Annotated in this window: 24 protein-coding genes and 1 riboswitch; of the genes, 3 read left to right on the forward strand and 21 right to left on the reverse strand. The window is 45.2% G+C overall.

Features of this window, described 5'->3' with window-relative positions; genetic code table 11:
• Positions 1-27: 27 nt before the first annotated feature.
• The 12 genes from H2C83_RS03545 to H2C83_RS03600 form a co-directional block, all read right to left on the reverse strand.
• Positions 28-456, reverse strand: coding sequence for a GlcG/HbpS family heme-binding protein (locus H2C83_RS03545; protein ID WP_181737815.1), 429 nt, complete (start codon positions 454-456; stop codon positions 28-30).
• On the reverse strand, positions 453-2,330 hold the full coding sequence (locus H2C83_RS03550) for a XylR N-terminal domain-containing protein (protein WP_181737817.1): 1,878 nt from the start codon (positions 2,328-2,330) through the stop codon (positions 453-455). The genes H2C83_RS03545 and H2C83_RS03550 overlap by 4 nt, the downstream gene beginning before the upstream one ends.
• Before the next feature lie 27 nt (positions 2,331-2,357).
• Positions 2,358-2,636 (reverse strand): 2Fe-2S iron-sulfur cluster-binding protein, encoded by a 279-nt coding sequence (locus H2C83_RS03555; protein WP_181737819.1) that lies wholly within the window; start codon positions 2,634-2,636, stop codon positions 2,358-2,360.
• A gap of 36 nt (positions 2,637-2,672) precedes the next feature.
• Positions 2,673-3,698 (reverse strand): NADH:ubiquinone reductase (Na(+)-transporting) subunit F, encoded by a 1,026-nt coding sequence (locus H2C83_RS03560; protein WP_181737821.1) that lies wholly within the window; start codon positions 3,696-3,698, stop codon positions 2,673-2,675.
• Between the two features lie 79 nt (positions 3,699-3,777).
• Entirely contained in the window at positions 3,778-4,062 is a 285-nt protein-coding gene (locus tag H2C83_RS03565) for a hypothetical protein (protein ID WP_181737824.1), read from the reverse strand.
• A gap of 20 nt (positions 4,063-4,082) precedes the next feature.
• A complete protein-coding gene (locus H2C83_RS03570) occupies positions 4,083-5,597 on the reverse strand; it encodes a YHS domain-containing protein (protein ID WP_181737826.1) in 1,515 nt (504 codons plus the stop codon).
• Between the two features lie 17 nt (positions 5,598-5,614).
• Positions 5,615-5,908 (reverse strand): MmoB/DmpM family protein, encoded by a 294-nt coding sequence (locus tag H2C83_RS03575; RefSeq protein WP_181737827.1) that lies wholly within the window; start codon positions 5,906-5,908, stop codon positions 5,615-5,617.
• Between the two features lie 20 nt (positions 5,909-5,928).
• Positions 5,929-7,041 (reverse strand): ferritin family protein, encoded by a 1,113-nt coding sequence (locus H2C83_RS03580; protein ID WP_181737829.1) that lies wholly within the window; start codon positions 7,039-7,041, stop codon positions 5,929-5,931.
• Positions 7,042-7,055: 14 nt separating this feature from the next.
• Positions 7,056-7,253 carry a 4-oxalocrotonate tautomerase gene (locus H2C83_RS03585; protein WP_181737832.1) on the reverse strand — a complete coding sequence of 66 codons (198 nt, stop codon included), beginning with the start codon at positions 7,251-7,253 and terminating at the stop codon, positions 7,056-7,058.
• 24 nt (positions 7,254-7,277) lie between these two features.
• Positions 7,278-8,192 (reverse strand): catechol 2,3-dioxygenase, encoded by a 915-nt coding sequence (locus H2C83_RS03590; RefSeq protein ID WP_181737834.1) that lies wholly within the window; start codon positions 8,190-8,192, stop codon positions 7,278-7,280.
• Positions 8,193-8,447: 255 nt separating this feature from the next.
• Positions 8,448-9,767, reverse strand: coding sequence for a Na+/H+ antiporter NhaC family protein (locus H2C83_RS03595; RefSeq protein WP_181737836.1), 1,320 nt, complete (start codon positions 9,765-9,767; stop codon positions 8,448-8,450).
• A gap of 75 nt (positions 9,768-9,842) precedes the next feature.
• Positions 9,843-9,948, reverse strand: a riboswitch (SAM riboswitch).
• A 150-nt stretch (positions 9,949-10,098) separates the two neighbouring features.
• A complete protein-coding gene (locus tag H2C83_RS03600; RefSeq protein WP_181737838.1) occupies positions 10,099-10,290 on the reverse strand; it encodes a hypothetical protein in 192 nt (63 codons plus the stop codon).
• Positions 10,291-10,528: 238 nt separating this feature from the next.
• Here H2C83_RS03600 and H2C83_RS03605 point away from each other — a divergent pair, with 238 nt between their 5' ends.
• A complete protein-coding gene (locus tag H2C83_RS03605; protein WP_181737840.1) occupies positions 10,529-10,684 on the forward strand; it encodes a hypothetical protein in 156 nt (51 codons plus the stop codon).
• Positions 10,685-10,695: 11 nt separating this feature from the next.
• Positions 10,696-10,914 (forward strand): hypothetical protein, encoded by a 219-nt coding sequence (locus tag H2C83_RS03610; protein ID WP_181737843.1) that lies wholly within the window; start codon positions 10,696-10,698, stop codon positions 10,912-10,914.
• An 86-nt stretch (positions 10,915-11,000) separates the two neighbouring features.
• On the opposite strand, the gene H2C83_RS03615 is transcribed toward H2C83_RS03610, so the two are convergent.
• The gene (locus H2C83_RS03615) at positions 11,001-11,456 is read right to left on the reverse strand and encodes a hypothetical protein (protein ID WP_181737845.1); all 456 of its coding nucleotides are present in this window, start codon (positions 11,454-11,456) and stop codon (positions 11,001-11,003) included.
• A gap of 433 nt (positions 11,457-11,889) precedes the next feature.
• On the opposite strand from H2C83_RS03615, the gene H2C83_RS03620 reads away from it, so the two are divergent.
• A complete protein-coding gene (locus H2C83_RS03620; RefSeq protein ID WP_181737847.1) occupies positions 11,890-12,576 on the forward strand; it encodes a hypothetical protein in 687 nt (228 codons plus the stop codon).
• 36 nt (positions 12,577-12,612) lie between these two features.
• On the opposite strand, the gene H2C83_RS03625 is transcribed toward H2C83_RS03620, so the two are convergent.
• The 8 genes from H2C83_RS03625 to H2C83_RS03660 all read right to left on the reverse strand — a co-directional run bounded on the left by H2C83_RS03625 (position 12,613) and on the right by H2C83_RS03660 (position 18,933).
• Positions 12,613-12,873 (reverse strand): cell division topological specificity factor MinE, encoded by a 261-nt coding sequence (locus tag H2C83_RS03625; protein WP_181737849.1) that lies wholly within the window; start codon positions 12,871-12,873, stop codon positions 12,613-12,615.
• Between the two features lie 20 nt (positions 12,874-12,893).
• Positions 12,894-13,691 (reverse strand): septum site-determining protein MinD, encoded by a 798-nt coding sequence (gene minD / locus H2C83_RS03630; RefSeq protein WP_181737851.1) that lies wholly within the window; start codon positions 13,689-13,691, stop codon positions 12,894-12,896.
• Positions 13,692-13,943: 252 nt separating this feature from the next.
• On the reverse strand, positions 13,944-14,312 hold the full coding sequence (locus H2C83_RS03635; RefSeq protein WP_181737853.1) for a YkvA family protein: 369 nt from the start codon (positions 14,310-14,312) through the stop codon (positions 13,944-13,946).
• Between the two features lie 13 nt (positions 14,313-14,325).
• Complete coding sequence (locus H2C83_RS03640; RefSeq protein ID WP_181737855.1) at positions 14,326-14,805, reverse strand: hypothetical protein; 480 nt, start codon at positions 14,803-14,805, stop codon at positions 14,326-14,328.
• 94 nt (positions 14,806-14,899) lie between these two features.
• Positions 14,900-16,120 (reverse strand): MFS transporter, encoded by a 1,221-nt coding sequence (locus H2C83_RS03645; RefSeq protein WP_181737857.1) that lies wholly within the window; start codon positions 16,118-16,120, stop codon positions 14,900-14,902.
• A gap of 96 nt (positions 16,121-16,216) precedes the next feature.
• Entirely contained in the window at positions 16,217-16,471 is a 255-nt protein-coding gene (locus tag H2C83_RS03650; RefSeq protein ID WP_181737859.1) for a YlbG family protein, read from the reverse strand.
• A gap of 177 nt (positions 16,472-16,648) precedes the next feature.
• The gene (locus H2C83_RS03655; protein ID WP_181737860.1) at positions 16,649-17,023 is read right to left on the reverse strand and encodes a YlbF/YmcA family competence regulator; all 375 of its coding nucleotides are present in this window, start codon (positions 17,021-17,023) and stop codon (positions 16,649-16,651) included.
• 62 nt (positions 17,024-17,085) lie between these two features.
• Complete coding sequence (locus H2C83_RS03660; RefSeq protein WP_181737862.1) at positions 17,086-18,933, reverse strand: hypothetical protein; 1,848 nt, start codon at positions 18,931-18,933, stop codon at positions 17,086-17,088.
• Positions 18,934-18,938 lie beyond the last annotated feature (5 nt).

Here is an 18,938-nt window from a genome sequence, read left to right on the forward strand (position 1 = left end):
TCTTGCTGACGATTAACAATTGATCGGTTACAGATTCTGTTTTACAACATTTAAGGCGCTCTCTGCACAAAGGGCATCCTGTTCGGCGGTTCCGCCGGAGACGCCAATTCCTCCCGCCAATTGCCCATCAATGACAATGGGAATCCCTCCGCCAAATATGGTCAGCCTGTCCGTATGGACAATGCCATAGAGCAGTTCCGGTTCATCCTTGATCATCGGATACCACTCAGATGTGGCAATGCCGAATGCTGCTGCAGTATACGCCTTGTTTTGGGAAATTTCCACGCTGAGCAGGGGGGCATCATCCATTCGCATAAACCCTTTCAGATTTCCCCCGTCATCGGTGATGGCCACATTAATTTTAATCCCCAGTTCCTCGGCCTTCCGGCATGCCGCTTCCATCATTTTGGTAACAATTTTTTCAGAAATCGAGAGTTTTTTGTAAAATGCCTTCATTGCTGTCCCGCCTTTCCTTCGCGAATATCCAATTCTCCCAAAACGATCAGGGATTGAAGTGCCAAATAAATCTGATGCATCATGGACGGCTGGGTAAGATCCACCTGCAGGATTTCCGTGATGCGATTCAGGCGGTATCTCAAACCGCTGACCGAAAAATTCATGGCACGGGCCGTTTTGTGAATATTGGAGGCATTGTTTAAATAGTGATACAGGGTTTTGGTCAATTGCATATTTTTGGGCTTGTCTTCTTTAATCAGACTGCCCAGGATCTTATGCGCATAGCGGCGCAGTCCGTCCAGGTTCCTAGTCTGGAAGAGAATCCCGACGATCCCGAGGGAATCAAAAAAAATGACATCTTCATTATTGTCCGCTATTTTCAGGCACGCCAGCGCTTCCTCATACAGGTTGGAAACATCCTTGATATCACAGGAGCTTGAACTGATACCCAATTTAAAGCAGCAACCCTTATACCTTTTTGAAAAATAGCGGATCAATGTCCGGCATAATTCCTCTTTTTTCCCTGGATTCTCCAGTTCCTTGTTTTCCACCAGAAGGATTACCACATGGCCGGCCTTTTGGCCGATCAGGACATCCAGGTTCCGATGCTTGAAAAAGTTTAACAGATTGACAATAAACCGGTCGTTAAATTCCAGTTCATCCTCAATGGTCTGATGGTTGATGAATTGGTTAAAAGCAATCATGAACAGGCCTGAGTTTTTCCAGTTGAAACCGATCAGACGCGTTCTCTTGATCATTTCTGCCTGGGTAATGCGATGATTTAATATATCTTCCAGCAGATTTCCCCGCATCCGGTTCTCAACCTGAACACGGATTCGTTCGTTCAGCATATGAAGGGAACAGGTCAGGGCAGCTTGTTCCAGGATTAACTTGTCCACTTCACGAGGATAGGAGTCCTGATATAGAAAAGAACAGTATCCGATCACTTTTCGCCGCAAATAAATCGGTGTAATCAGCCTGCGGTGATTTTTGGAAACGACAAGGAAAGAAGTTTGCACCAAATCGTCAGTATTAAATGATTTTTTGAATTGTTTGGAATAATTTTCCGCTTCTTTCATTGCCACTCCGCCTGCTGCCAGGAGATCCAAATGGCTGTCCTCTATCAATACCTTGATCCCCATGCTTTGATATAAAACATTGGCGATGGAAATCAGATGGTTTTGCTGAAGAATTTCTTTCATTAACTTACGGTGAACCTGATAGGCTTTGCTTAAATTATCACGCTCATGTTTTAATTTTTTATAGGTCTGATCCAACTCATCAATGATATTGTTTACTTCATAAAACTTGAGTTCCTCTGCAATTTCCTCTCCCCAGTCTTCCACGCTTTTGCAAACCCAGTGGCACTCGGAATCCCCCATCCCCTCGCACTGAAGTTCATAGGCAATCACTTTTTTGCCCATCACGGTGGACAGATATCCGCTCGCGTACCCGGACAGGAAATGGCATACCGGTTTCTTGCTGACTCCAAACAGTCTGATCTGTTCCCTGGCTTCATACGAATTTTTCCAATAGCCCTCCAGGTAAATCCTCCCTTGCCCGATGTCCACCTCAATCCTGTCCGGAACCACGTGTACATGCCCATGCAACGTGTGCAGGCGGGGGCCGGCCAGAACCAGTTCTTCATCGTTCTTCCAGGTTAACTTCTTTGCCTTGTTACCGTCACACATGCCGCAATGCCATCCGTACCGGAGAAGAAAACCTTTGGCGCGCTCACGACCAAGTGTTTCAATCAGTTCGGTGCGCAACGTTCCCATGGCGGAAATTGGAATGGTAATCACACGCTCGTAGCTGACATTGTCATTTTTTCCATCTGAATATAATTGGTTTAACTCCAGTCTGAAAGATTCCATACTTCCACCACCAATGAAATTTCAATTTCAATCGATGCCAATACGAACTTGGATCCCGCTTTTGGGATAAGTTTTGCAAGCCAGTGTATAATTCAGCTCCCGTTCTTCATCTGGCAACACTTCTTTGGAACTTGGCCCTCTTTCGAACTCCCCTGTCTCTATTTTAACTTTACACAATCCACATCCCCCGCCCCGACAGGCAAAAGGGATTTTCACATCATGCCTTTGCAACGCATCCAACAGACTTTCTCCATTCTGACAATAAAAAGTACGATGATGATCATCTATCACTTTTATTTTAAACATAGTAACCTCTTATTTATCAATATTTTTAATCAATTTTTAAAATTCATCATAATGGATATCAGCTCCTCTTACCCCTCCCTGGTTAAGCACATCGATCGTTGTTTCAATCATGATGGGCGGTCCGCACAAGAAAGCTTCCATGTTTTTCATATCAGTCAGAGTTCGTTTGACAACATCGGCAATATATCCCTTCTCGCCTTCCCAGGTTTCCCCGGACTCCAGATCGGAAAGGGCGGGAATAAACCGGAAATTGGGATACTTTCTCTCCATTTCTTTCCATTCATCCAGCAAATACAGATCTTTTTCCGTGCGGGCTCCATAAAAGAACCAGGCCTTTCCTTCATAAGGATCGGAAAACAGTTCCTCGATCAGGGATTTGATTGGCGCCATTCCGGAACCGCCGGCCACAAAGACCAGATCTTTGGAACGGTCCCGCAGCCGCATTTTTCCGTAAGGTCCTGAACCGATCACCTTATCACCTGTTTTCAGATCACACATGTAGTTGGAGCCGATTCCGTCCTTGATCCGTTTCACATGAAATTCCATAATGCCATCTTTCGCATAAGGTTTGGCCAGCGAATAAGCCCTGGTTTCATCGCAACCGGGAATGGCAAATTCACAAAATTGGCCGGCGGCGTATGGAAACTCTTCGGGTGTCTCCAGTTTTAATGTGATTTTATGAATGTCCGGAGTACACTCAACATTTTCCACTACCGTCGCTTCGAAATCGTAAACCGGAAAGAATGGCTCGTCCGACTTTTCTTCTTCAACCTCGATGACCAGATCGCTTTCGGCAACCGTGCTGCACAGGAGAATAAAACCTTCCTCCCGTTCGAAACTCATCAGCGAATATTCCGAAACGCGGCCCATCAGCTGGTATTCCCCTTCGAGCACTTGTGCCTTGCAGGCAGAACAGCTTCCGTGCCGACATCCGTAGGGAATCTGGATACCGTTTCTGATCGCCGCATTCAGCAAGGTCTGCCCTTCCTTGACGAACATGGTTTTTCCGCTCGGCTCCAATGTTACTTCATACGTCTTTTGACCTGTTTCGACGATGCTCATCTTATGACATCTCCCTTCCGATCATTTTTGTACCTCCTACCCTCTTTAAGTGCTGCCCCTTAAAGAGGGTAGGAACTGACTAACAAGAAATGATCTCCAGAGGATCCCCGTTTCTGATTCCAATTTCCTTAATGACTGTATCGGGTGGAATGTCCACCTGTTGATCTGGCCGGATCAAACGAAGACGGTATTTTTTGTCTTTATCCAATTGCCAGGCATCGACGCATGCCTGAAGCAATTCTTCACCCGTCATGTCATACCGGGCCCTTACACCAATATTGCAAATGAACAGATCGTTTTCGGTCACTTCCTTAAATACAGGCCATATCAACAAGTGATTGGAGTCCTTCAGATAATTGGGCATACATTTCACCACCTTCCGGATTATCTTCCTGTAAAAATCTGATCCAATCCAAGTTGTTTACGGTATTGAAGCCAGCGTTCATAATCTCTGGAAGAGTAATATTCATTTGCCTCTTCCGGAGCGAAGCCAAAGTATTTAAACAGATCGTCAGGGAGGTTTTCACCAAACTCCCCGCTGACATATGCCTCGGCCGGCCACCATATTTGCGCATATTTGTGCGGCTCCTGTTCAAAAATATGTTTGCATCCCGGAGAACAGGTCATATAGGTTTTGTTGTTGTATTCGCTGTACTGCGTCCAGAATCTGGTCGGATTATCCGGATCAGGGAACTCCAGCGGAATCTGGCATACCGTGCAGATGGCAGGAATTCCCGGAGTTGCCACCGCCAGGACATGATCGTCCATCCTCCTGAAGAACGGGGCATAGTAACGTTCAAACGTATCCGGATATTCACTGGACAGCCATTCATAATCATCCGGATGTAACCGGAAACCCCTGAAGGCGTTGACATGTTTGGCATGATTTAAAATGCGCATGACGGCATGGGAATAATGTTCTTTTTCCTTAATGCTGTCTTCGGCATGAAGCGGCAAACGGATGCCATATTTTCTGAAGTCCTTGAACAGCCCTTCAAATACCTGATCTTCTACATATGTTTTGAACGCTCTCTTCCAGGAAATGGGGCGGATCCGCGGATAATAATCAATCAGAGTGGCTACCACCGAGAAGATGCGATATGCTCTCCAATACCATTTATCCAGCCATCTCTGAATAATTGGCACATTGCGATCGTCCTCTTCCAACAGCATTTTCAATGCCGACATTCCGAGCGCCATATGGCGGGATTCATCCGACTGTACGCTTTTTCCCACAGCAACGAAGTTATCATCCCCCACTGCTGCTGCGGATGTAGCAAAAGGCAGAAACAGAATATTTGTAAATACATACTCAAACGAGAAGGCAATCGCCACCAGGGCTTCAAAGGGTCCTGCTGACAGCGCATCTTCAAAGAAAGACTTGGTAACCGTGTTAAACCACAGATTTTCGTTGGTTTGGGCATAAGCGTGCAAACCGTCAATTTTCTTGCTCATATGGGCATAATGCTTGATTTCAATTTGCGCGTGGCGCAGCTCGTCCAGACACTGGTTGATGGTAGCAAAACGAATTGCTTCAATCGGGATGTTGCGCCCGATATAGGCCATCAGGCGGTGGGCCTGATATTCAGCCGGCTGGACAGCGATGGCAAAAGCCTTTACCCCTTCATACCAGCGGGCATCGACGACTTTGGCATGTCCCTCGTTAGCTTCAAAGGCGTTTCGCACCGCGTGATACAGAAGGTCTTTTTCCGCCTGCACTTTCACATACTGGTTGTAGGCCATGCGAAACGGATCTTCCCACCGGCTGGGGTCCTTGAGTATGATCCCCTCTTTTTCAATCAAAGGATAGACGCGTTTCATGTCAAACTCCTGGGAATCCCACATCAGATCCCTGGTCATGGCGTGATATTTCTGCTTTAACCCCATCCTGGCCGCCATCCATCCTGCCTCCTTTGCTATACATTTTCCCAATGGATAATCAATTGATCTTCATCCCAATCACTGATAAATCCAAAATACGATGACATAAAGAGCTGGAGTGAATCCATTTCCCACTCCCTGCCGAGACATTCTTCCACCGTCTCGCGGCGCACCAACAGTTTTCCGGGAGCCTTTACCTTCTTATAAACGGTAAAATCCTCTACTACGACGCCTTCATTGTCTCTTTCCACTGCTTCAATGATGGCCTCTACCACATCACCACCGCTGGTATCCAAGTCCATCCCCACATAAGCCGCTTTGGTTTCCATACCTCTCGACTCCTTCTTGATCAATGATTCACGGGCTTAAATGGCAATCCATATTTTTTGTAAGTTCTGGCAACAATATCGCTTTCAATTTTCTTCAGGGCCGATTCCAGATCAATCCCGATGTTGTGTTTTTCAAACAACGGGGACAAAGAAAGAACTGCCCCGTATGCTTTGGGATACCATTTGTTTACCCATTCGCCGATGATTTCCACATTGGACAATTCTTCTTCCGGCGTTTCCCGCGGATCGCTGATGATAAGTCCCCAGCGATAATCTCCCTGCCAGTCACCATAGCCCAGTGATTTCAAATAATCCCAACGGCTTTTGGCCTGGTCTTTCGCCAGATAGCTGAACAGGGCAAAGGCCCAGTCCCGATGCCAGTCCATCTGTTTATTGATGACCAGATTCAGAATGGACAGATGGGTATCCCCAACCTTGACCGCTTCATTGTTTAATTCCTGATACATCAGATTGCCGAGCAAGACATCCAGGGTCAGGTTTTCAGCCAGGATCACTTCGGCCCAATCATCGGTAACCAGAATCTCTTCTACGTATTTTTTCAGCGGCTGGAAGGCCGGTTCATTCATCAGGATCTGTTTTCCGTGCTTCAGAAAATCCCCGTGATGCTCCTCCATGTTCATCGCCCAGAGTGAAATCCACTGGGCCCGTCCGGTCTTGTCAAAAGCCTGGAAAGTGGCACACTGTTCGATTGGAGTTCCCAGGGCATAACGTACCACATGCTGCATCTGGAGGTTTTCACCATATTCCAGATGACGCAAAGGCGTATACAGGTCTCTTAACGCATTCACCCAATGTTCCGGGAGATTTTTGACAATCCCGAGCTGGGTGGCGTAGGAAAATCCGTTTTCGACTTCTTCCGCCATTTTTCTCCGATTGCTGACATAAGTGGTGTACCAGAACCGTTTCGGATCGCGAAAACCCTCCCAGTCGGAACTTTTCAAACGGGTATAGCGCGGGTCATAAAGTTCATAATCCCGGTCATCATAATTGCTTCTGTATTGAAAGTGCAGATAGGTTTGCTGCCTGAGTGTCACTTCTTCATATTCATTTTTCGTCTTCCAGTCAAATGGCTGTTTCCGAATCGTTTTCCGGACAGCAGATTCCGCTGACATAACCATCCTCCTTTCTATCGAGAGCCCCTTCTTTTTTTGACAGATTGCCCGGCAATGCCCCAGTGCTCCCAAGGCATCTCATGAATTAACACCCGTACATTTTCGATCGGGGAATCCAAGACTTCCGCAGCCAGATTGGTCATTTTTTCAATCAGTTCTTCCTTTTGCTCCGCCGTACGTCCTTCAAGAATATGCACCTGAATCAGTGGCACAGTGTTTCCCCCTTTTTCCGGAGATTAAGTTAATGCTTTTCCAAAAGAATCAACCATTTGTCTGAGGTGATAGAAGATGCCCTGTTCAATCTTGTCTTCTGTCCACGTGATCGTCGGTTGATCATAGTAGGCTGTGTAACCGCCTGTATAGGTTTCATTGCGATTTCCGGACGGGTCGAAGAAATAAATGGTTTGGCCTCTGGTCACCCCGTGGCGGGTCGGAGAGATTTCAACCGGTACATTGTTCCGGCTCAGAAGATCGGCAGCCCGCAGTACTTCATACCAATTGTCAACAAAAAAACCGGCATGATGGAGCTTTTTATCGGGGCCTTTGATAAACGCGAGGTCATGGGGCTTACCGTTAGGGGCGTGCAACCAGCTTGCCAACAGCTCCTTGCCATCTGTGGAGACAATTTTTTCACTTATATGGAGGTTCAGTACGTCCGTAAAGAAACGGGTAGCCGTTTCTACGTCTTCGCCGGCTAACAGGCAGTGATCAAAACAGTGCGGTGCGATTCCTCTTGTATCATCCGGCCAGGGATGGGGATTCAAGGTGCCCACTTTTGTACCCACGCACTCGATCTCATGGTAAAGTTCCACAATATGGCCTGTCGGAATTTCAAAGCGCAGCGTTTCTCCTTCTCCCAACCGGTTGCCTTTTGGAACCCTGGTAACCGAACAGCCAAACTGTTCTATTCTTTTTTCAAATTGCTCCATGTCATTGGCGAATTCAACTTTAAACGCAATATGATCAACTCCCGGTGAGTCTGCTTCCCGCAGAATCACACTGTGGTGATCCCATTCATCCCAGGCTTTCAAATAAACCCGGTTTTCTTCCCGACCGACTTCATCCAGACCGATCAGGTTGGTATAGTAGTCAACTGACTTTTCCAGATCCAAAACTTTCAGTTCAATTCGGCCAATTCGCAGGATCCCCATCTCATCACTCCCTTGTGTTTGTTAATAGATGATGAACGTATTCATATATTAACTTACTGTTAATTCAAAATATACAAATTAATATGTTGATTTTATTATTTTTTTAGTACTTTTTATTCTAAAAATAAAATAAACACTTAATTATCATAGTTTGTAAAACATTGCGTTAAATCCTTGGAAATCAAGAATCTGGCTGTTCGCTCCAAACAAAAAAGCCAGTCCAAGAGATGGAGGACTGGCTCACATCAAACCATATTAATTTGCTCTGGCTACTTCCTGTTTGGCCGGGACGGCACGAAGCCGGGGAAAACGGAACAAAATAGACAATACGGCGCAAACGGCAATCAGAATCGGGTAATAAGAATAACTCAGAATGCTTACCGGAGAAATGGAAGCTACACTGGCCGCCAGCAAAATTTGCGGTCCATACGGAATCAGCCCTTGTACGCTGCATGAAAAGATATCAAGCAGGCTGGCCGTTTTCCGGCTGTCAATCCCAAACCTTGTGGAAATTTCCCTGGCCAAAGGTCCGGCTATGATAATGGAAATCGTATTGTTGGCAACGCACAGATTGGTTACACTGATCAGCCCGGCAATGCTGAATTGGGCCCCTTTCCTGCTGCGTGTCCGGCGTGTAAGGAAATCGAGCAGAAACTGGATTCCTCCATACGAACGGATCAGTTCCACCATTCCTCCGATCAGCAGAACCAATATGGAGAGGGATTGCATTCCCGTAATTCCTTCTTCCGCTTTTTGCACCAAAGTAAGCCAGGTATAGTTCCCTTCCCAGAAGCCGATCAATCCGGCGCAAACGATCCCCAGAACCAGGACAACAAATACATTGACACCGACCAACGCTGTAACCAAAACGGCAATATACGGCAAGGTTTCAATCAAGGAGAAAGGATGGCTGGCCACATTTGCCACGCTTCCTCCGGATATAAAGTAAAGAATGACTGCGGTGACGACAGCGGCTGGCAAAACGGTCAGAAAGTTGACCTTGAACTTGTCTTTCATTCTGATATTTTGTGTGCTTACGGCAGCGATGGTCGTATCGGAAATAAAAGACAGATTGTCTCCAAACATCGCTCCCCCGACAACTACAGCCATGGACAAGGCAAGAGAAATATCCGCCTGCTGGCTGAGGCCCACGCCAATCGGGGCCAGGGCAACAATCGTTCCCATCGATGTTCCCATCGACAGGGAAATGAAGCAGGCGATCACAAACAGCCCAACCATCAGTAAGTTAGGCGGCAGGACAGAGAGCGCCAGATTTACGGTTGATTCAACGGCGCCCATTCCTTTGGCCATTGCGGTAAATGCCCCGGATAACAGAAAAATCAATACCATCATGATAATGTTCGGATGTCCCGCACCGCGGTAAAACAATTTCATTTTGTCGGACAGGGAGATTTGCCTGTTCATCAAGAGTGCCAGCATCGATGCAATCAAAACGGCAATGATGGCAGGCATTTTTGTAAAATCACGGGTATAAACGCCGACACCGATAAACAGAGCCAAAAATATGACGAAAGGCAACAAAGCCCATGGATTTCCTTTGTTTTTCAATTTCATTCGCTCCTTTTTGAATAGAAAAAGACCTCTTCATTCCAGCGAAGAGGTCTTCATGTTCATATCGTTGAAAACCTCTTCTTATCTTCCAAGCACAAGCGCTTGCTGGAATTGGCACAGTACTCAAAATGAGCCCGTTGCCGAGGATTCACAGGGCCAGTCCCTCCACCTCTCTGGATAAGAAGATCGGTTTTTTATTAGTTTTAATAAATATCTTATGCCATAATAATATGATCTTATTTGTTTGTCAATAAATTTCGTGCAATCAAATTTTGAGAAATCCCATGAAAAATAGCCAGCTCTTTTTGGCTGACTATTTTCAAACGTTTATTGTTTAATTGAGCCCCAAGTGTGATTTCAGTTCACTTTGCTGCTTTTTCAATTGTTTCCATTCTTCATAAAGGTCATATTGTGCCAAAAATTCATGTCGTTCCTTAGCCAATAAATATTCTTGCTGAATGGAATAGAGACGCTCTTCCAGTGCTTTTAACTGTTCGATCATGCGAAGCACCTCAATTCTTTTCATTTAGAATTCAAGTATTAGAAGTTATCATTTTTTAATTACCCAGCGGTTAAAAAAAGTAAACCAAAAAATTTGTCTAAATCAAGAAAGAGTTTGTCCGATTCACCGAAAAACAGCGAAGAAGTTTGCAAGAGTTGACAAAAAATAAAGGATACGGCTAAAAACCAACGTTGACCTGCGTCGATTTTTTGATAAAATGATAATCTGATCACTTTATACAAACATGAAAGGAGTATATGTGATGTCCATCAACCCCCAATATATGCCATCCTTTCTCGAAGAATTCCGCTCTATGAAACTTGAAATGATGATCCGTGACCTGCATAAACTGAGTCACGATGAATTGATGTGTATCAAGAAGGAAATTGATGATTTACTTCATTCTGAAACAGAGTAGGATGAATTGTGATGAATCAACCGACAGAAAAAATATTGATCCAGACCTACAAACACATTAATGAATCGCGCAACCTGATCGAACAGCTCATCAACCAGCTTGGGCAACAAACACCATTTATTCACCATTTGCCTGAAGACATTCAACATCTTATTCACGTTGCCCTGGAATTATCACCGGACCAGCGGAAAACCCTGCGTCTGTTCCTTGAATCATTAAAACAGGAATGACCCCAGAATTACTTTGAAGTAATTACTGGGGTCATTTTTTCGGGCAGGACCTCCCTGCATGTTTCGGGAAGAGATGCCTGATGTGTTCAATTTTTTTCAGGATGATAATCGTTTGAATAAATGAGTTGAAATATTTTTCGGGATAAAACGGATGAGCGAAAATATTTATACATTTTCGCCGCATCAACTGCTGCAAACAAACCTGTTCCAGGAATAACCCGCGTTTCGTCACGAAAGCGAATATAGTCATGCGCCTGCAGTTTCGCCAAAATTTTATGGCATTGATTTTTGTTACCCAAAACATCCTGAAACATATGGACCAACTGATCAATATATACTGCATCCGAAGGATGTTCTTCTCTTAAATCGGGGTCCAATTTCGGATAAACGAGCAGTCCCCACAAAATTACCAGTGCTGCACGCTCCGTTTCGTTCCAATGGCGATGAGGGGGCTCCTGATCCCTGCGAACCGGTTTCTCTTTTTTGGCTGGAATGCGAGAAAACAAAAGAGAACTCATTTCCTGGATCGACATTTGATTCATCGTTTCGCCCCTTTCACAGAATATCAAATCATGTTAACTTTTTTTCTCTCTTAATAAGGGTTATAGGCAAAACTTTCCTATTTCATACCTCGTCATAAAGAAAATGATTTTAAAATATAATTTCACGAGCAATCTCTTAAATTTTCCTGTTATAAAAAAAGAAAACAGCTTATTCTCTCTGTAGATCTCACTTTACAGGAATGTTTCCAAAATGAGTAGTGGAAAAGATTATGTCTTTTCTGTTATATTTATAAGTAAAGATTTTAAGAAGAATTATGCTTCGGAAGGAGTTTGCACCGAATGTTCTTTGAAACAAAAAAAGGGAAATATACCGACAAGGAAAACGAACTGATTATAGAAGCGATCAACAAAAAAAGAACGGGAAATCCTCAAAGAACTGTCTGAACAATTAAACCGTGGATATTCAGGGATTATGTCTCATGTTCGGAAGCTGAGATCCGAATATCCAGATCGTTTCCACTGTTACGAAAATTCGGCGGACAACTCCCATCGTCTGAACAGCTGGGATCCAGAAGAGGAAGCACTTGTCATCAATACTGTAAACAAGTTTCTTGAAGAAGGCAAATCGCTTTCCAATGCGATCAGCGAATTGGAGAAAAAGCTTTCCCGTACCCAGGGAGCCATTTATCAACGGATCTACACGTTAAGGCGGAAACAGCCTGAAAAGTTTAAACATCTCCCTGTACATAGGCCCCGACGCCGCCGAAGCCTGCAGGACTGGCCATTTAACCAGACTTCAATAAACAGCCTGTACCCCGTGCCATCCAATCATACCGGGGAGCAAATATCCGCAACGGATCAACAGCGGCTGACAACTGAAGACAGTATAAATACATATCCCCAGCCCCTTATTTCCTCTTCAAACTCCGGTTCCGATCAAATGCTTACGGCTGAGGAAGAAGAAGAAATGGTTCTGAAAGCTTTCGAAAAAAAATTTGGACGGCCCAATAATGATGCACGGTCAAGACTGATCGCGATCATGCGAAAATACGGTACGACACGTGTTTCCATCGCCATGTTTACCTTAACGGAAGATAAGGCATTTCCCTCCCATATCGTTGATTTTTTGGAACGGCGTTTATTAAATAAAATTTTATGAAAACATAAAAGCACGAACCCATATTGGTCCGTGCTTTTATATCGGTTCCTTCAATTTTACGGGAATGGTTGCATTAATAATTGTCTTTCTATCTTTTGACTGTGGAATGACTTCTACCTGACCGACCACATCATAACCGAAGTCATCGCACAATTCGATAAGACGAACACGAAATTGCTTTATTTTTTTCTCATCAATATCGGATCTTTGATAGCTAAGCACCAGCGATAAACGATCATCAGCTGTCATGGCAGTCGGCTCGTCTTTGTCCCGGCTAAACATATTTAAAAAAGCCATCCTGATCGCCCCTATTCTGATCAAGCGATATGAAACAACCGCTTGATTCTCGTAATGATTGTGGAAGATTCCAATTCCATAAACGGTACATCCTCACCGATCAATCTGCGCGAAATGTTGCTGAATGCTTTGCCGGCCAAGGATTTGCTGTCCAGGATTACAGGTTCACCGGTATTGGACGAACGGATAATGCGTTTGTCCTCCGGAACGACACCCAACAGATTGATTGCCAGATGGCTTTGCACCCGTTCGACACTCAACATGTCCCCATCTCTTACCATCCCGGGCTGAACGCGATTTACAATCAAATCGATTCGCTGAATATTGGCAGATTCCAATAAACCGATTACCCGGTCTGAGTCCCTGACAGAGGGAATTTCCGGGTTTACTACAAGAATGGCCCGGTCCGCGGCAGCGATAGCGTTGCGAAATCCCCCTTCAATTCCGGCGGGTGAGTCAATCAGAATATAATCAAATTCTGATCGTAACTGGTCCACAATAGCCTGAACCTGCGATGGCGAAACCTCTTCCTTGTATCTTGTCTGTGCTGCAGGCAACAGTGCGAGATCATTATATTCCTTATGCCGGACAAGCGACTGCCGTATTGTGCTTACCCCTTCGATCACATCAACCAAATCGTAGACAATGCGATTTTCCAGTCCCAGCATCAAATCGAGTTTCCTCAACCCGATATCCGTATCCACCAGGCAGACTCTGTAACCCAACTGGGCCAATCCCAAACCAAGTGATGCAACTGTGGTTGACTTGCCTACGCCACCTTTTCCGCTTGTTACGGTAATGGAAACAGATCTGTTCATCCTGATTCCCCTTTCCTCACCCTCATATGTACTCAAGCCTCCATTTTTTTCAAAAAACTCTGCTCATCCTGTTTTTATGCCGATCCGTATGATAGAAAGAATTGGTTGTTTTTGTCGAAAAAAACAGCTGCCGACACCCAAAGTTCTGCAAGATTCTTCATTTATTGTAGCAAAACTGCAGGAATAAAAAAAGTAAGAAATCAGCCATTTTCCAAAAAATGACTTCTTTTGATTTCTTACTTCGACCTTGTTTTATCTCGTTTGTTCACAGTCGCGTTCAAATTGATCCAGTTCTTTGGAAAGGAGACGCCAAACAAACAGAACCGCAGTCATATCATCCACATACCCCATCAGGGGCACCCAGTCAAATATGATATCAGTTGGCAGGATGAAATAGAGCAAGGCCGCTCCGGCCAATCCTTTTTTCATCTTGCTGACACGCGGATCACGAAAATAGTTGTACATCACTTTCAGCTTATGGATGACAGCCTGAATTCCTCCCACGCGGGCAATCTTGTCATTAAACTGGTCAATGATTGTTTTCTCTCCTTCCCTTGTCAGTGCCCGTTCCTTCAAATCACTCAGCATGGCAACCATCTTGCGGTGATCGGATTGCTTCATTGACGATCCCTCCTCAATAGAAGCGTTTATGGCAATGGGGACAACCGGAAGCATTTGGAACAACCTGATGCGCGCAGAAAGGGCAAATATAAACAACTGAAGGAATGATCCCCACCGAATCGCCCGGCTTCTCTTCCAGAACCATCCCTTCCTGTGGAAAATCGTCCAATTGAACCCGTTCTGCAGTCTTGCGGGGAACCACTTCCTTATTCTTCAACTCTTCCAGTTCCTTGGTCAGAATCTTCAATTGCTCCTCCTGGCTGCGAATCGCTTCCAGGGAAAAGCGCAGCGTATCCGTCAATTCAATTTTCCCGTTCTTTTCCCAATACCGGTATAATTGCCATCCCAATTTGCCGATTTGATGATCGATATCTTCTCTTTTCCCTTTGATTCTCAGTGTTAAGCGGCTGATTTCCAACATTTTTTGTGATTTTTGGCCAGCCTGCTCAACACTTTTCTCCAGTTTCTGTTTCAGGTCCTGAAAAAAATTCAACGGAATCTCTCCTCACAAATCTTCATCACTTTATATTGTATGGAAGTTGCGAGGTAAGAAACAAGCCAAAACTTTTTTCGGAACTGTTTTCCTGTCAAGCTGAAGATTTCACCGGTTTATGTGCTCCGTCATACTGATGGTTTTTTCGCAAGGCAAACTTTAACCAGAATGCATTGATGATGAGCAGGATCCCGGTAATCGGGAAAATGCCGCGAATTCCAAACAATCCGGCCATGGCTCCGTAACAGATCGGACCTAACATGTTGCCCACGCTCATGGCACTGGTATAAAAGCCGTAAGCGGTACTTTCTTTCCCTGCTGGCGCGTGACGGCGGATCAGGGAATTAATGGATGGCAGCAAGCCGCCGATGCAAAGCCCCAACAGGAAGCGAAGAATTAAAAGCTGCCAAACGGTTTGGACGACCGCATGCGGAATAAAGAACAGACCTGAAGCAATCAAGGCAATAAACAATACACGCGCCGATCCGTAACGGTCGGAAGTTTTTCCCAGCACTGGAGAAGACAACATATTCGCGAAACCGGTCATGGCTGTTACCAGGCCGGCCAGAAATGCGACATGTCCACTTGCCCCCAACTCCTCCACAAACAGGGACATCAAAGGTGTGGGCCCGACATTGGCAAATTGCAGCAACAATCCGACGGAAAAGAGAATCAACAAAGTGCGTTGGTGAAATACAAACGCCCCATCTTCAATGATAGATGTTTTCCGGGCTTTGGGGTCGGGTTTTTTCTCTTCCTGCACAAAAAACAGAACGACCAGAGTTGCTATAAATAAAAAGACAGATGTCAAAATAAAATTATTGCGGTAGCCAACCCATTCAGCCAGAATCCCGCCGAAAAAGGGTCCCAATATTGTGCCGGCTACTGCTCCTGACTGCATCATTCCCAGTATATAACCCACTTTTTCTTTCGGTGAACTGGTGGCCATCAAAGAGATTGAAGCAGGAATAAATCCTGAAACAATCCCGTTAAGCATGCGAAGAATAAAGAGTTGCCAATGCGATGTAACAAGTCCCATGAAAAATGTTGCGATAACCATGCCAAATCCTGAACGCAATATCATCATTTTTCGGCCAAATCGATCTGCCAGATTCCCCCAAATGGGCTGTACAATGATTTGGGAGAAAAAGTTGATCCCAAAAATTAAGCCAGTCCACAGTTGGACTTGCTCCGGATCTGTCATGCCTATATCTTTCAGGTACAAAGGCAAAAATGGCATAATCATGTTCATGGCTCCAAGCACCAGGAACTGCGATACCATTAAAATATACATGTTCCGTTTCCAAACCGGCATTTCGGTCACTCCTTCTCCCTTCACTACATTATAAATTTCGGTTATCGAAATATCAAAACAAAAAAACTGTCACCTAAGTGACAGAAATATTCGTATCTAGATTTGTTGTGAATTTATCCGTTGATTAAAGTCAAAACAAATGTTCATTCGTTGTGATCTCTCCACACGCTTTACATAAGGCAATCTTTCGATTCGATGTATGATCTGGTCTGCTGTCTTCCCATCAACATAAAGATAAACATACTTCAATCGTTTGGAGATATAATGAATATTTCCCATGCGACCCAACGAACGGGCTGACTTCAGATCTTTGACCCAAACAGCCAAACCTAACCTTTCCACCATATTCATTCTATGTGACTCCTTTTCTTCAGAACGTGTCCGGAGGGTCCATCTCATTGCTTCAGCAGTATTCAATTGTTCAAACAGCCTATAATAATATCGTACCATTCTGCTTCAACTTATTCAATATACCAGGTATACCAAAAAAAGGATAGGCAAAATATCCAAAGGGATCTGGCTCCTTTCTCAGTCATTTCCCGGTACCTTTACTGATTTTGAAACAGAACGGGCGATGATTAAAGAGACCTGATGCAACAATTGATCCAACCGTTTCTCCGCTTCCAGATATGCATGGACAGACGGGTATTCATGAATCTTTTTTTCCAAAGCAAGTGCCTGCTCTTTCGCCTTTTTGTAATCGGGATGGAAATTGCCGAATCGTTTTGCTTCTTCAAACCGGTCGTTCGCTTTATAAAATTCCTGAATCATCTTTTGCGCTTCAGGATCATTATCCAGATTCTCTTTAGCCTTCAGGTATTCTTTCACTTCCTGCGATTCATTAATTTCGTCAGCCAATTGGTAAGCTTCCAGCAATATGGTTGACATATCCAGTGTTGCCATAATGATCCCCCTCCTCCTTATTGTAGCGCAGATGAAAATTTTTTGCCTGTTTTTCCCTGATTTTATGAGGAAGAAGGGGAAAGCAGCTGGAGAGCCTGAATTCGGGCCAATTTCACTTTTTTCTGCTCATTTCCGACCATGGCCTCAAACACCCATTCTCCCTGTTCATAACACAAATCTTCCGGACAGACTTCCAATTTTTGCCCATCCTGAACCAGCAACAGGGGAATCTGATGGGCAACGCTTTGCCGGACTACTTCCCTGGTCATCTCCGGGCCATATCGTCTGGGACCGGAAAACCAGGCTTTTGGCAATGATAAAGAGTTGTTTGTCCGCCCAAGATCGGGGGTTTCAACGCGACAATCTTTTAACCCCTGGAAATCGATGGCCCAGTTGACACTTTTTATTTTTTCTTCAGCAGGCAGCCGCCTTTCCCCAAGGCAAACATCCTTCCCCCGCGCCTGAAGCCATGCGGCGATTTGGGACGGGGTTGCATTGATAAAGCATTCCGATTTGCTGCATTTTCTTATTTCCCAATCCGTTTCGGACAAACGTTCCGCCCATTCAGCGTCTGCTTTGCCTGATTGCTTCAGGTAAGTCCATGTGGACAAATAAACCGCGTCCATTCTCCCCCACAGATCGCGGAGCCTTTCTGAAAAGACCGGAGGCAGTTCCCCGTTTGCCCATGCTTCCAGCCGTCCCGTCATTTTTTCTATTGTCCACCCATATTGAAAAGACCTTCTCAGCGAACGTTCGTTGATTTCATAGACCAGGATATAATCGCCACCCATATAATCTGCCCACTGGGAAAGCTCATATCGCCTGTTCCACGGGAAATGATAAGGTACATAAATTTCCAGTTCCGACTCCGGATATGCGGGAATATTGCCGGGGTCTTCCCATGACCGCGGCGGATAGGCGAGCCACTTCAGGCAATGTTCTCCCGCCTCTGTCATCCCAAACTCGAGCCATCCCATGCAGGCCATGGGGATCAGCCAATGGTCCCGCAACTCTTCAACGGTTCCCGGACTATCCCTGACCCCCAGCAAGATCTGCACCTGGCGGCAAATCTGCTCTATCCCATACCACTTGCCCGTTGGCAATTGTTCCAGGATCAACCGGTATCCTTCCACCCGGGGGTGATTTTCCAGCAGGACATGGCAAACTGCTTCATATAAGATTGAGATCGAGTCTTCCCATGATTGCCACAACCAGCTCATCCATCTGGTTTTATTTACCCTTGCATATTTCCCTGTCTCAACGATTAATTGCAACGAACGGGCAACATCGAGCAAAAAATGGGTCCAGCCGGACCAGGATAGGTGGATGTCTTCCAGTTCAAGCTCCACATCCATTTTCCTGAGTTCTTTTTGGGGAATTTTGCCTGTTTTGTTCAATAACCAGGGTTCATGGCTTAACGAAGACAAAAGGTGGAAAAATGCTTGCCCGACCATAAAGGCGTTGGCGTGAAGGGTTGTAACCGCATCCTCATCCAGGGGTTGCCGGGATTGTTCCCTGAGAAGAGCTTTTGCCCAGCCTGTCCGCACTTCTTTTGGACAATAATACACCAATTCCAGCTGTCTGTTCCTGAGACCAACTATCCAGCCCCTGCGGCAGGCCTTCCCCATGAGCTGCCGAAACACCACCGACGAAAGGGAAAGGTTTTTCGGCGGATACAGTTCCTGTTTCTTTATTTTGCCGAATTCGCTCTGGAACAGGATAAACCACAGCCATTTTCGTTCCTGATTGTCCATTTGTTTCAAAGCATGGGCATAATAGTTTGGGTCCATCAGTGTCTGCTCCAATTCTGCTGGCGACACTTTTCCCTTCAGACCCAGCTGAGCAGCAAAATGACGGCGCGCCTCGTCAGGCAACCGGCTTAAACAATACTCCAGTTCATTGATGCGCATAAAAG

The sequence above is a fragment of the Thermoactinomyces mirandus genome, assembly GCF_013868055.1.
Taxonomy (GTDB): domain Bacteria; phylum Bacillota; class Bacilli; order Thermoactinomycetales; family Thermoactinomycetaceae; genus Thermoactinomyces; species Thermoactinomyces mirandus.

Coding starts and splice junctions, on each gene's coding strand:
- H2C83_RS03545 (WP_181737815.1), bottom strand. CDS start 456: ATGAAGGCATTTTACAAAAAACTCTCGATTTCTGAAAAAATTGTTACC.
- H2C83_RS03550 (WP_181737817.1), bottom strand. CDS start 2,330: ATGGAATCTTTCAGACTGGAGTTAAACCAATTATATTCAGATGGAAAA.
- H2C83_RS03555 (WP_181737819.1), bottom strand. CDS start 2,636: ATGTTTAAAATAAAAGTGATAGATGATCATCATCGTACTTTTTATTGT.
- H2C83_RS03560 (WP_181737821.1), bottom strand. CDS start 3,698: ATGAGCATCGTCGAAACAGGTCAAAAGACGTATGAAGTAACATTGGAG.
- H2C83_RS03565 (WP_181737824.1), bottom strand. CDS start 4,062: ATGCCCAATTATCTGAAGGACTCCAATCACTTGTTGATATGGCCTGTA.
- H2C83_RS03570 (WP_181737826.1), bottom strand. CDS start 5,597: ATGGCGGCCAGGATGGGGTTAAAGCAGAAATATCACGCCATGACCAGG.
- H2C83_RS03575 (WP_181737827.1), bottom strand. CDS start 5,908: ATGGAAACCAAAGCGGCTTATGTGGGGATGGACTTGGATACCAGCGGT.
- H2C83_RS03580 (WP_181737829.1), bottom strand. CDS start 7,041: ATGTCAGCGGAATCTGCTGTCCGGAAAACGATTCGGAAACAGCCATTT.
- H2C83_RS03590 (WP_181737834.1), bottom strand. CDS start 8,192: ATGGGGATCCTGCGAATTGGCCGAATTGAACTGAAAGTTTTGGATCTG.
- H2C83_RS03595 (WP_181737836.1), bottom strand. CDS start 9,767: ATGAAATTGAAAAACAAAGGAAATCCATGGGCTTTGTTGCCTTTCGTC.
- H2C83_RS03600 (WP_181737838.1), bottom strand. CDS start 10,290: ATGAAAAGAATTGAGGTGCTTCGCATGATCGAACAGTTAAAAGCACTG.
- H2C83_RS03605 (WP_181737840.1), top strand. CDS start 10,529: ATGTCCATCAACCCCCAATATATGCCATCCTTTCTCGAAGAATTCCGC.
- H2C83_RS03610 (WP_181737843.1), top strand. CDS start 10,696: ATGAATCAACCGACAGAAAAAATATTGATCCAGACCTACAAACACATT.
- H2C83_RS03615 (WP_181737845.1), bottom strand. CDS start 11,456: ATGAATCAAATGTCGATCCAGGAAATGAGTTCTCTTTTGTTTTCTCGC.
- H2C83_RS03620 (WP_181737847.1), top strand. CDS start 11,890: ATGTCTCATGTTCGGAAGCTGAGATCCGAATATCCAGATCGTTTCCAC.
- H2C83_RS03625 (WP_181737849.1), bottom strand. CDS start 12,873: ATGGCTTTTTTAAATATGTTTAGCCGGGACAAAGACGAGCCGACTGCC.
- minD (WP_181737851.1), bottom strand. CDS start 13,691: ATGAACAGATCTGTTTCCATTACCGTAACAAGCGGAAAAGGTGGCGTA.
- H2C83_RS03635 (WP_181737853.1), bottom strand. CDS start 14,312: ATGAAGCAATCCGATCACCGCAAGATGGTTGCCATGCTGAGTGATTTG.
- H2C83_RS03645 (WP_181737857.1), bottom strand. CDS start 16,120: ATGCCGGTTTGGAAACGGAACATGTATATTTTAATGGTATCGCAGTTC.
- H2C83_RS03650 (WP_181737859.1), bottom strand. CDS start 16,471: ATGAATATGGTGGAAAGGTTAGGTTTGGCTGTTTGGGTCAAAGATCTG.
- H2C83_RS03655 (WP_181737860.1), bottom strand. CDS start 17,023: ATGGCAACACTGGATATGTCAACCATATTGCTGGAAGCTTACCAATTG.
- H2C83_RS03660 (WP_181737862.1), bottom strand. CDS start 18,933: ATGCGCATCAATGAACTGGAGTATTGTTTAAGCCGGTTGCCTGACGAG.